This window comes from Verrucomicrobiota bacterium, assembly GCA_038744685.1.
Classification (GTDB): domain Bacteria; phylum Verrucomicrobiota; class Verrucomicrobiia; order Opitutales; family Puniceicoccaceae; genus Puniceicoccus.
In genome coordinates, this window is sequence record JBCDMB010000008.1 from 1 (window position 1) to 12,431 (window position 12,431).

The following is a 12,431-nucleotide window of genomic DNA, read 5'->3' on the forward strand; positions in this document are numbered from 1 at the left end:
CCTCCGACGAGCGAGTTAGGCCCATTCTCGGGAGCGGCGCAAACAAACGCCTTCCCATCCGCAGAAAAACACTTTAACCATCAACCACACTAACAATCGAAAATACGATAGTCCCCTGACAACCAGAACGGGGGAGGCTCAAACGCCGATTACGATTAGGATTAAGAGGTGATTCTCGCAACGGGACACCCAAATTCAAGGCCTACCCTAGTATTTACCGGGCCTTTTAAGCACGTTTTTCGGCTTTGTTGAACTCAAGAAAAACACTCGCGGCTATCGCCGCCGTCCCACTCCCCGGCTTCCTTATTCCGAGTCCAGCTACTCAGCTTTTCTTCACCAATTCTCCTCGATAATGGCCTCAAGCTCGGGATAGGCCGCATCTGTCTCATTAAGCTCTACCCGCTCAGTCTCGAGAGTCTGTTTTAGACGAGCAATGATTGGGGCATACTCCGGGTTGCCGTATTGATTGACCTGCTCGTGCGGATCGTTGCGAAGGTCATAGAATTCCCAGGCAACCGGAGTAGGCCCGAGATAGCCATCGTACTCGCTCTCAGGCGTTCCCCAATAGAAGTCACCGAACTCACTTTCATCCCGGTAGTTCTTACCGTAGTAGAAAATCAATTTATGATCCTCGGTCCGAATCCCGAAATGCGCGGGCACCCAATGGTGGATCATGTGCATCCAGTAGCGGTAATAAGTCGCAGTGCGCCAGTCCTCCTCAGGAAGCCCGACCAGTGTCCGGGCAAAGCTCTTCCCCTGCATGTATTCCGGAACGGCTCCTCCGGCTAAATCGATCATGGTCGGAGCAAAGTCGGTATTGTTGATGAGCAGCTCGCTACGAACGCCAGCCTGAATCCCTGCAGGAAAATGAACGATAAACGGCATCTGCATGGATTCGTCGAACATCCATCGCTTATCGATCAAGTCATGGGCACCAAGCATGAAACCCTGGTCACCGGTGTAGATGACGATCGTATTCTCCCAAAGACCCTCTTCCTTCAGGAAATCAAAGAGCCTTCCGAGGTTGTCATCGATTCCGCGGACACACCTTAGGTAGTATTTTAGGTAATTCTGATAAGCACGCGCATCCAGCTCTTCGGGCGAACCGCTCTCATCATCAACAAATTTCTCAACGTAGTTTCGCCGCTCATGCCGCGACGAAACCGAAGTGCCTATAACTGTGCGTAAAGAATCATCCACCCCGCGAGTAGCGACTGACCCGAACCCCGGGCCGACTTCTAAATTCGGTGGCAACGGCACCTCAACATCCTCAAGGTAGGATTCGTATCGGGGCGCATACTCAAAGTCATCATGCGGCGCTTTATAATGATGCATAATGAAGAACGGTTTTGAACGATCCAACTGCTTGAGGTATTCAATCGTGATGTCGGTAATCACATCGGTTGAATGACCTTCCGTCTGCACAATGTTCCACGGCCAGTCACCCTTCCCTTTTTCGTGAAAGGTCGGATCGAAATAGAGACCCTGGCCGGGCAGAACTTTGTAGTAATCGAAATGCACGGGTTCTGTCTTCAAGTGCCACTTCCCGATCATCGCCGTCTGGTAACCGAGCTTGCTCAGCTCTATCGGCAGGTATTGCTTTTCGACATCAAGTTCATCATCGAGGTCCAGTACACCGTTTGTTTGTGGGTACTGCCCAGTAATGATACTGGCTCGGCTAGGCGTGCAGATCGAGTTGTTGCAAAACGCATTCTCAAAAAGGACGCCTTCAGCAGCCAATCGGTCGATATTCGGAGTTGGATCAAGATCAGCGAGATGACTACTATAGGCCCCAATCGCATCAGCCGCATGATCGTCGGACATGATGAACAGGATGTTGGGACGCTGGTCAGCAATCGCGACAGAGGAATTCACGAGGACTGCCAAGAAACCCAGCTGGAATAAAAAAGCGCGCATTTAAGAGAGTCTAAGAGTATCATTGTACGTGTAAACTTGTTTCAAACGATAACGAATAAGTGATGACCAAAAGCCTAGTCCACATCGGCACCTACACTCAGCGGCTTTCTCATGTGCATGGTGCTGGTGAGGGGATTCACAGCGTAGAATTGGACCATCGAACTGGGGCTCTTCGTGAGTGCGCCGCTGTTGTCCATTCCGAAAACGTATCCTACGCCTGCCAATCGCGAGACGGTAGATCCCTCTATGCGATTGCGGAAATCTGTGATTATGGGGGAAAACGGGATGGTTGCTTGGGAGTATTTGCGACCACCCCGGAACTCTCAAGAATACAGGTGTGTAGCTCCTCTGGTGAAGGTCCTTCTTACATCAGCCTCGATCAAAGTGGCCAATGGCTCTTTTGTGTGAATTACGTCGCAGGCAACATTGTAGTCCTCCCGGTTATGGCTAATGGCCTCCTCGGCCCGGCGAACCAAACGATCCAACTGGCAGGTAAGGGCCCCAATAGAAGTCGACAGGACGGACCCCACCCCCACGCCATCGTTCCGTCTCTAGACAATCGGTTTGTCTACGTCGCAGACCTTGGAACCGATCAAATCATTACCTACCCATTCAAAAGCGAAACAGGAAAACTCGGAGATAAGCCATTCATTCTGAAAACTGGCCCTGGAACTGGACCCCGGCACATGATCTTTCATCCGAGCGGAGAGATTGCCTACTTCGTCAGTGAACTCACCTCCGAGCTGAGCGTTTGCCAGGTGAATCTTACCTCCGGGGAGATCGAGATCGTGCAGACCCTTTCGACTGTACCAGCGGATTTCCGTTCACGTAACCACTGTTCGGAGCTTTGCATCACTTCAAACGGGCAGCACATCTACGTCGCGAATCGGGGCCACGACAGTGTTGCCGTCTTCGAAGTGAATCGAAACGGCACGGTGGCTTTACTAAGCCATGCAGATTGCGGAGGGCAAATTCCGCGCCACATCGCCTTGAGCCCTAACGAGCAGTTTTTACTGGTCGCAAACCAAGAGTCTGACCAGGTGGTGAGCCTGAGACGCGACCCGTTGACCGGTCAGCTTTACCGAACCGGTCACTCTATCGATATCCCGACTCCGGCTTTCGTCGAATTTCGCCGATCCTAGCGACTGAAGAACTCTTGCGGGTTTTCCTCGACCTCGTCCTTCGACATCCACTGGACGTGGCCATCAGCGAAAAGATAATGCCCGCCTCCATTGTAGTGAGACGGAGCACCCGCTGTCGGCCATCCTTGCCCAACCCAAGTAGTTGTCTCGAAAGCGCCATCACCATTCGATTCCGCTATTACCACAAACTTGGCCGGATTGGTAATGTTGATCACCTTTATAGGACCTTCGCCTTCATCCGCATCTCGAATCTCAGAACTCGGGTGAACGGCACCGTCGCCGATCCCGGGGCGGTTGTATCCATAGCTTGACGTCACTTCGGCATTGTAAGGGTCGAAGTCTACCTCTTTGCCAGGATCCTGAAAGATCGTCTTGTGGGGAGTTGACGTCCACTTGTAGGCTTTATTTCCAGTCCGCTCAAGAACGGCCAGATCAAGCCGTGCAGCAAGAACATCATACCAACCAAAGTCTCCCCAGCCACCATCCGCTCCATAGGTTCCCCAGGCGGCTGGAAAACGACCGTCACCGATGATACTGGCTTGGGGCGGGTGATCATTGACAGAGAGCGACAGCGCAGCGCCCATCTGGCGCAAATTGCTGGTAGATTTTGCACCGTTCGAGCGTTCTCGGACGCCACCCAAAATTGGGACGATAATTGCCGCCAAAATACCGATGATTGCAATGACGGTAAGAAGCTCGATCAGTGTAAAGCCACTCCGCTTCTGAAGAGGACATAGCGAAGGGCGGATAGGTAGGGTTGGGATATCCATGCCTGTAAAGAAAGTGCAGAGATCGGTGGATTGCAAGCCAAATCAAGTATCATTTTACCATTTAATACATGATAAATGGGCAAGGACGCTACCATCATTACTAGAGGAAGACTAAAGAAACACCCTTCAAATGCTCGTTTTTATGGCCATTAAGCCATATTTACTCGAGCAAAGTAAAGGATCTCGTAAATCCAAGAGAAAGTATAAATGCCAAATTCTACATATATTGGTCTTTAGTCACGCCGCACTGACCACGACTCTAAAATTTTTAAATGCAACGACTTAGACCGAAACCGCGAGCCCTGCAGTGCCGCATTCTCAATGCCTTTCTAACGCCGCACGGCGAGGTCTCGGTGCAATCAAATTGACGCCAAGATCTCTTCGACCCGATCGGAGACATCCGGGTCGTTCTTCAGTCTCGGTAGCCTGGACCGGAGAACCCACCCAGAGTTCTTGGGAGGCGGCGAGAGCGCTTCGAGGAGAGCAAGTTTAAACTCTGCGTCCGGCGAATCATTCACTGCCTTGATGAGAGAATCAATCCGTTCAGTTGCGGGAAGGTTGGCACCTTCAACCACACGTCTAATTTGCTTGATCGAGTTTTCCCGTTCATCTGGAAGCGTCTTCGCAATCTCGACCCAAGCAGGGACTGAGAGACTATTCGACCAGCGGGAGAGGGACCTGCGCGACGGCTCCTGCAGAGGCGATTCCGGGTCGGTAATGTGGACAGTCAAATAATCGACAGCCTCTTTTGAACCTACCCCATCGAGGATCGCAATAAATCGTTCACGCACCTCGTCCCCGGGCGCATTTTCAATAGCGGGTTTAAAGTAACTTGTCCAAAGCTCCTTAGGAGCACGTAAATTCACGCTCAGGCGTTTCAAGCTGAGCTGAGCTTGGCGAAGTCCCGCGCCACCTTCGTTGATCGAGGAGACAAAAATCTCAACTGTATCAAAATTTCCGATAGTCTCGAGCGTCTTAAACGCTGCCTCACGAATCTCCTTAGGCGCTGAGCGGTCATTAGCGATACCGTTGAGAACCTCTAGCGCACCAGGACTATTGCGGAGCTCCATCAAACGCATCGAAGCCACTCGATCAGAGACAGGTAGGCTGTCGTTTCGCAGGTTTTCTATTGCTTTTTCGTCTGCCGAAGGCGCATCGAGTCTGGAGAGAGCATTTAGAACTACCGTGTTCTTCGAGTCTGCCAGCATGGCCTGGAAGATCGGATCAAAGCTTTGGTCACTCCCTATTTTTCCAAGAACTTCGATGCAAGACTGCTTGAGGCGATCATCCTGCGAGGAAAGCATCACCTCGATGACTTCTGACTCGTAAGAGTCCAGGCCCGCTTCCCCTATGGCCGTGACAATAAGAATCTGATCTGCCACGGAGGAGGTGGCGAGACGATCAACAGCGTAAGAACGCATTCCTTCATTACCCTCCACCAGAGCAATACCAATGATCTGAGAACGACCCGGCGATGGGCCGTTATCCAACAAACTCTTAAAAATGGATTCAGCATCGCCGTTGTCCCTTTCAAGCAATCCGTTAAAAGCCTGAATCCGGATAGCAGGGTCGTTCGAAACCTCAAAAAGCTCTTTCGCAACCGAAGCATCCGGCCCTAGAGAAAGGATGGCCCTTTCCAGTTCAGGTTCCGCATCGCTACCCTGTCTCCATGCCTCCAAGAGTGCCGGAAGCGCTTCTGTTGAACCGATTCTCATCAGCGCAACAGCAGCAGCACCTGCCGTTGGACCATTGCCTGATTCGAGAAACCCCGAGATCAGACCAATGGCTCGCGGCTCCTTTCGGTAGGCCAACGCGCCAATGTAGGCAGGGGCTTCTTCTGCTGAAGCATTGCGCAAGGCATTGCCAATTGCGAAACTGGCCTCGTCTCCGTCGATCGACGAAAGTGCGCGGAGCGCACTATCTCGCACCTCTTCTTCCGAATCGTTCAAAAGCTCAGTGAGTACAGGCACTGCATCTGCAGAGCCAAACCACTCCAGGAGCCGTATCATGTAGAGCCTATGCTCAATCGGCAGGCCAACGCCCACTTGTTTAATTACATCGTTCTCAAAATTGGAACGCTCAAGCCCCTCTGCATTCGCAAACGCAAATTTGAGCGAATTCCGGGCTTGAGTTTGTTCCGCATGGTTCCCGCCGGAAAGACCCTTAAGGTAGCCCTCAAACTCGTCTGCAGACAACGAAGTGACTGACAGCAAAAGTAGAAAGATAGTTCGAATATTCGTCACCTGGAGTTTGCTCGGTTTTAAACCGGAAGTTCGTAGCCCTTGCGCCGTGCACGATCCTGCCATGCGGCGGCCTCCTCATCGCCGATGATCTTTTCATCCACAGGATCCCATTGGACCGGCCGGACCAATCGCTCGGCGATTCCCGCGAGCTGGCAGATTGTGCCTGTCCTATGCCCAACGGTAGCGGGACAAATCGTCTTTTTGCGCGTCTTAATGCCCTCGATCCAATTCTCGTGTTGGTTGCGCGAACGATACAGCTGTTCATCGCTTGAACTCAACGGACGGCCTACTAGCTCGGCTGGAGTTGCTTCAATTCGATTCCCTCGACTCACGCAAACCTCGCCATCGGTTCCGAAAAAGCGAATCATGTAACCCTTGCGGTCAGGATGGTCGCGAATCACTCGAATACCATCGGAATACTCGTAATAAGCATACTCCTCGCCGTTGTAGCCCTTTGGAACAAACCTGGTCGGGCCTGTGTGATCACGACCAAGAGCCCATTGAACAATGTCGTAGTGGTGCGCGCCCCAGTCTCCGTTCTTCTTTGAACCATACTCCCAGAAAGACCGCCAGCCTCCACTGTAATCCCCTTTTACACGGTCGGCGAAATACGGTTCCCAAGGGGTTGGCCCCAGCCATTTGTCGTAATTGAATCCCTCGGGGACAGGTTCTTCCGGTTTTAAAACGGGATCAGGAAAGGTACCGAGGTTGACGTGAACGTGAGTGATGTCGCCTATCCATCCGCTACGAACGATCTCCGCTGCTTTTCGGAAGGTCCCGTCGGAACGTTGCTGTGAGCCGACTTGAACTATACTGCCATAACGACGCTCTGCGTCGACCATCGCTTGACCTTCACCAATAGTCAGGGTCATCGGCTTTTCGACATAAACATCTTTTCCAGCCCGCATTGCCGCAGTAGAGATGGCCGCGTGCCAGTGGTCCGGCGTGACGACGACAACTGCGTCTACGGCTGGATCGCTAACAATGTCTTCGTAGTCGGGAGTCGCCACTACGTCGGCAAACCCACGTTGTTTCATCTGATTGGCTGCGCTTTTTAACGCCCACGACTTCACATCGCAGACGTAAAGAGGTTGGATGTCATTCCGTCCGACCAGACCGACATGTGAGCCGACCTGCTTACCGAATCCGATAATCGCGAGATTTATTCGGCTGTTTGGGCCAATGCTTCCGTTCATTCCGAGAGTTTCCGCCCGCAAAATCGTTGGAGCACCAATGAGGGCGGCTCCCAACGAGGCTCCAGCCTTCAAAAAGCCGCGACGCGTCTGCTTTTGTTTCAACATAAAACTATAGGGACAATATTGTTGGGGTTAGCTTACCAGGAATGCGACCAGTCACACACTCGCTTAACTATATCTAGCATCAGCCAAAACTAAGCAAGCGCACATTCAATTCTGGATATCTAAAGATAGAATGTGAATCTATTGCAGAGTCCTCCCACGTTTTTCTAGGGTTCGCCGTGTAAATTAACGGAACCGAGCCGTCGAGATCGGCCTGACCACAACGCCCCAGATTTTATCCCCGACAAGTTTCATGAGCAAGACCAAGCCCGTCCCCCTGTGCCTCTTTCATGGGCTCGTCCTCAGCCTTCTCATTTGCTCTGGGAGCGTCAGTGGGGGAACAAGCGCTGAACCCACTCAAAAGATGCCGAACATTGTGATGATGATGGTCGACGATCTTGGCCTCTACGAACTCAATTGCTATGGATACAAAGACGTCGACACGCCGCATTCGAATCGTCTCGCGGCAGAAGGCATGCGATTTACCAACGCCTACGCTGGGGCACCCGTTTGTTCCCCTTCCCGGGCTGCAGTAATAAGCGGTCAAGCGCCCGCTCGGTTGCATCTGACCAATCACATTTCTACCCAGCACTTCGAACCGGAAAATCCTTACCTACTGAACGCACCTCAGGTAATGGCACTGCCTTCCGAAGTAATCACCTACGCGGAGATGCTCCGTGACGCCGGCTATGCCTGCGGCTTCTTCGGCAAATGGCATCTTTCTCTTCAGGATCCAATGGGTCAGGGCAAAGTGGTTGACGAGGACACCCTTCCTGACAACCAGGGCTTTGAAAACAACATCGGGGGCAACGGAAACGGCGGCCCTGCCGGCGGTTGGTTCTCCCCCTACGCAAACGCCTACCTCGAAAACGGACCAGAGGGCGAATACCTCCCGGATCGACTGGCCCGCGAAGCAGTCGCCTTCATTGAAGCCAATAAAGACCAGCCTTTTATGGTCACGATGTGGAACTACACGGTGCACTCACCAATCGAGACTACCCAGGAATTGACCGAAAAATATAAAGCTCGGAAGCAAGCAGGTGCTGATATCAGCAACCCCGTCTATGCAGGAATGATCGAAGCGGCTGACAGCGTGCTCGGCAGCATTTTGGAAAAGCTCGATGAGCTCGGCCTAGCAGAAAATACACTCGTGCTTCTTACTTCCGACAACGGAGGCTTCAACTACTTCATCCCCAATGACCAGCCACGACTCCGCAAAACCAAAAGCTGGCTATACGAAGGCGGACTCCGGGTACCTCTCATCGTTCGCTGGCCGGAAAAGATCCCTGCGGGCACAGTCAACGATACGCGAGTCACCCATGTCGATTTCTTCCCTACGTTCATGGAGGCAGCAGGCATTTCAATCCCCGAAGAAATCCCCCTCGACGGCTACAGCATCATGCCCGTGCTAACCGAGTCTGGCGACCTGGAAAGAGAGACACTTTACTTCCACTACCCCAACTACGCCTGGCACGCAGAAAACCGCCTTGGTGGGGCGATCATCGAAGGCGATTACAAACTGCTCAATTGGTATGACGACGATTCCGTCGAGCTCTACAACATTGTCGATGATTTCAGCGAAACCAACGACGTTTCGCGAGACAATCCGGAACTCTCGGACCATCTCAAGAAAAATCTTCAACAATGGCTTAAGGACGTAGAGGCCAACATGCCAGTTCGGAACCCAGATTACGTAGCCTCCACAGAAGACCCCCCAGTGAAGGGATAAGCGTAATTGTGCCGGAGGATGAGGTTTCGAAATCGAAGTCAGTGGAGCGGGAATCGAAATCGATTCGAACCATAATCTTTCTTTCCCTTCATTGATCGCGATTTATAACACTCTCGAATAAGTGCCTCGCGACAAACACTAGATACCACTGGGGAAGATTGTTCGGCTCCCATCATTCCCGGTAAAGATAAACTCGGCCTCTGGATACGCATCCCTTAGCGAAGCCAGTCCTTTTGGCCCAAGGACAAAAGCTGCCGTAGCCAACGCGTCAGCCATCATACAGCTCGGTGCAATCACACTCACACTGTAAAATGACGCATCGCGCTCCATCGGCGTCCCAGTCGACGGGTCCAGAATATGCGTAAGGTACTCACCATCGATTCTCTTGCTCAAGTAGCCTCCTCCACTAGTCGCTATCGATTCATCTGTAAGTGAGATCGGGTCTAACTCTTGCGCATCGTCTCTCACAGACTCAATCCTAACAGACCAAGGGTTTCCAGATCCATTTTGCCCTTGAGCTCTAAGCTCCCCTCCAAGCTCGATCAAAAAATTCTCTACACCTTCGTTTGTAAGCACTTCAGCAATCGCATCGATTGCGTAGCCTTTGGCGACCGCAGAACAGTCTATCTCAACGCCGTCCTTTGTCTTACGAATCCGCTTCTCATTTTCATCGAAGACAACATTCCGATAATCCACCAGCCCCTTAAACCTGTCGATTTCCGCTGGCTCTGGAGCAACAACCTTCTGTCCTCTGGGCGACGCAAACCCCCACGCCTTAACCAGCGGATAAATCGCTGGATTAAGCGCTCCCTCACTTAACTCAGCCACCTTGATCGAACATGCGAGGACCGAAGAAGCATGCGCAGGAACTGGCAGGGAAACGCCTGCCGGCAATCGATTGAATTCCGAAATCCAAGAATCGCTCTCCCATGTCGAAAGTTCCATCGCGATGGAATCCAAGAGACCCTTAATTGAAATGCCCAGGCGCGCATTCACGTCTGAGTCCACGCCCAAAGCCAAAACGCGAAAAGTCGTTCCCATAGTCTCACCCGAAATCACTTCCGGATCGTTCACAGGTTTCCGACCGCAGCCACCAAGGACCAGGAACCCGAGAATCGAGGCAGTGAGTGACACCGTGAGACGCATGAGTCGGAAAGAAACGGTAAACCTAACGGGTTACAAACTCTGGCAATATAGACCAAAAGGACAATAGCCGTCCAAAGCGGTATCCGGTATCCTCACTAACTACCATCCAGCGGAATCGTCAATTGATGAAAGCTCCACGCCCCAGCATCCTTCAGTTCCTTCTTCAAGGAGTCAGTACAGCAAAAGTCACGCTCGGCCTGATGCTCGTATTTCTCCTCCTCGACGGCCTATTTCAGTCCCTCGTTCCGATCGCGCTTCGCAATGCAATCGATACCCTCGTTGCAAGAGAAACCCCCAACCAGGAGGTATGGAGCACGATTCGCTTCGGCCTGATCATCTCATGCGGGTGGATACTATCGGCTATCATCCAACGCTACTGTTCGACTAAATTAACCACTGTGCTTTCGATCCATACCCGGCTCGATCTTTACTCGCACCTGCAAAAAATGGGGCTCGATTTCTTTCACCGCAACAAAGTCGGTGACCTAACGACGCGCCTCAACGAAGACGTCGAAATTGCTACCAAGACGCTTTTCGAAACCCTCCAGTTTATCATCTGGGCGATGGCACTCTTCATTCCCTCAGCTATCGCCATGTTTTTGCTCAACCGTGCGCTCTTCGGAGTTTTCTTGGGAATCTGCGGCTCTCTCATCATTGCCCTAGCCATTTGCGTTCCCTACTTCCGACGCAAAGAGAAAGCCATTCGGGACCAGCAGGGTAAAATCAACGCCCTCGTCACCGAACACATCCAATCGATGGTGCTGATAAAAAGCCACTCGCGCGAGGACTCTTCTTACGAACAAGTGGGCGAGGAGATGACCACCTTCATGGGCATGCGCCTTAAGACATCGAAACTTATGGTCACCCTTTCCGGATGCATCAACGGGTTCATCGGTGCCGTCGCACCAACTATTCTCATCGTTACCGGCCTCATGCTCCAGAAACATGGCGTCACTGCAGGGGTTATTGCGGCTTTCTTTGCCTACTGGCTGGTCATTTCCGGGCCGATCAAACTCCTTGTCCAGCGTTTCAATTTCATTTTGCCAGCCTTCGCCTCCTACGACCGGATCATGAGTCTCTACGAGGAGGTGCCACAGGTTCAGGACTGTGACAAACCGGTTCCTCTCGACGAAGTTGACAGCAGTATTCACTTCGAGGACGTCACCTTTGCCTACAGCTCAAATTTGTCCCGAAAGGTCATCCGCAATTTCTCTCTTTCGATTCCAACCAACGAGAGCATTGGACTGGTTGGCCAGACAGGTGCTGGGAAATCGACCCTGACCAACCTGATCATGCGCTTTTACGATCCCATTGAAGGGCAAATCCGCATCGGCGAGACCGACATTCGTCACGTAAAGCGTAGCGACCTCCACGAGCATATCGCACTGGTCCTACAAGACCCAATTATTCTAAGCGGAACTGTCCGAGAGAATCTCAGGTTCATACGGCCCGAAGCGACTGAAGACGAGATGATCTATTGTCTGCAACAAGCCAAGGCTTGGCGATTTGTCCAAAGCCTACCAGAAGGACTCGATTGCGAGATCGGTGAACGAGGCGTGCGCCTCTCCGGGGGCCAGCGCCAACGCTTGGCGATCGCCTCGGCATTCCTCAAAAACCCGTCTATCATGATCTTCGATGAGGCGACCAGCGCTCTCGACTCCAAGACAGAATCGGAGATTCAGGCTACTCTAGACACTCTGCTAAAGGGCAGGACTTCCCTCGTTGTTGCCCACCGACTTTCGACCATCGTCAACTGCGACAAGATCGCCTTCATCGAAAAGGGTCAACTCGCCGGCTATGCGCCGCACGAAGAACTGATGCGGACCCTACCCGCCTATCGTGATCTCTGCGCAAAACAATTCATTGAACCAACCAAGTCTCAAACAGCTGCAGTTTAAGGGACCCGCAGACGAAGATACTCACACTGATATTAAGTGTGTTTTTTTTTGCGAGGTGTTTAGGTGAATGACTGGCTCCGTCCCGTCCGTATCGTATCGGTAGGACGACCACTCCACCGCGCGGACCACGCTGCCTGTCCGCGACTCCACCGAGCTCGAGGTTCGATAAACTCACCGCCCATAGCAAGTCGAAGAGCCGAAGTCCGAAGCTCTCAAAGCGGAGGAGGAAAGTGTTCCCTCCCGAAGCTCTATTGAATTACCCCGTGGATTTTATCGCACCACCCGAAT

The 12,431-nt window shown here is 52.2% G+C and carries 8 protein-coding genes; 3 read left to right on the plus strand and 5 right to left on the minus strand.

Annotated elements, in window-relative coordinates; translation table 11 throughout:
- Positions 1-333 precede the first annotated feature (333 nt).
- Positions 334-1,917 carry a sulfatase gene (locus tag AAGJ81_06575; GenBank protein MEM0965794.1) on the minus strand — a complete coding sequence of 528 codons (1,584 nt, stop codon included), beginning with the start codon at positions 1,915-1,917 and terminating at the stop codon, positions 334-336.
- A gap of 62 nt (positions 1,918-1,979) precedes the next feature.
- On the opposite strand from AAGJ81_06575, the gene AAGJ81_06580 reads away from it, so the two are divergent.
- Positions 1,980-3,059, plus strand: a complete 1,080-nt coding sequence (locus tag AAGJ81_06580; GenBank protein MEM0965795.1) for a lactonase family protein — start codon at positions 1,980-1,982, stop codon at positions 3,057-3,059.
- Here the strand turns inward: AAGJ81_06580 and AAGJ81_06585 are convergent.
- From AAGJ81_06585 to AAGJ81_06595, 3 genes are all read right to left on the minus strand, one after another.
- On the minus strand, positions 3,056-3,829 hold the full coding sequence (locus tag AAGJ81_06585; protein ID MEM0965796.1) for a prepilin-type N-terminal cleavage/methylation domain-containing protein: 774 nt from the start codon (positions 3,827-3,829) through the stop codon (positions 3,056-3,058). The two genes, AAGJ81_06580 and AAGJ81_06585, sit on opposite strands and share 4 nt — an antisense overlap.
- A 359-nt stretch (positions 3,830-4,188) precedes the next feature.
- Positions 4,189-6,072, minus strand: coding sequence for a HEAT repeat domain-containing protein (locus AAGJ81_06590; protein ID MEM0965797.1), 1,884 nt, complete (start codon positions 6,070-6,072; stop codon positions 4,189-4,191).
- A 17-nt stretch (positions 6,073-6,089) separates the two neighbouring features.
- The gene (locus AAGJ81_06595) at positions 6,090-7,373 is read right to left on the minus strand and encodes a Gfo/Idh/MocA family oxidoreductase (GenBank protein ID MEM0965798.1); all 1,284 of its coding nucleotides are present in this window, start codon (positions 7,371-7,373) and stop codon (positions 6,090-6,092) included.
- Between the two features lie 250 nt (positions 7,374-7,623).
- Here AAGJ81_06595 and AAGJ81_06600 point away from each other — a divergent pair, with 250 nt between their 5' ends.
- The gene (locus AAGJ81_06600; GenBank protein ID MEM0965799.1) at positions 7,624-9,099 is read left to right on the plus strand and encodes a sulfatase; all 1,476 of its coding nucleotides are present in this window, start codon (positions 7,624-7,626) and stop codon (positions 9,097-9,099) included.
- Positions 9,100-9,237: 138 nt separating this feature from the next.
- On the opposite strand, the gene AAGJ81_06605 is transcribed toward AAGJ81_06600, so the two are convergent.
- Positions 9,238-10,245, minus strand: a complete 1,008-nt coding sequence (locus tag AAGJ81_06605; protein MEM0965800.1) for an FAD:protein FMN transferase — start codon at positions 10,243-10,245, stop codon at positions 9,238-9,240.
- A 125-nt stretch (positions 10,246-10,370) separates the two neighbouring features.
- Here AAGJ81_06605 and AAGJ81_06610 point away from each other — a divergent pair, with 125 nt between their 5' ends.
- On the plus strand, positions 10,371-12,143 hold the full coding sequence (locus tag AAGJ81_06610) for an ABC transporter ATP-binding protein (protein MEM0965801.1): 1,773 nt from the start codon (positions 10,371-10,373) through the stop codon (positions 12,141-12,143).
- Positions 12,144-12,431 lie beyond the last annotated feature (288 nt).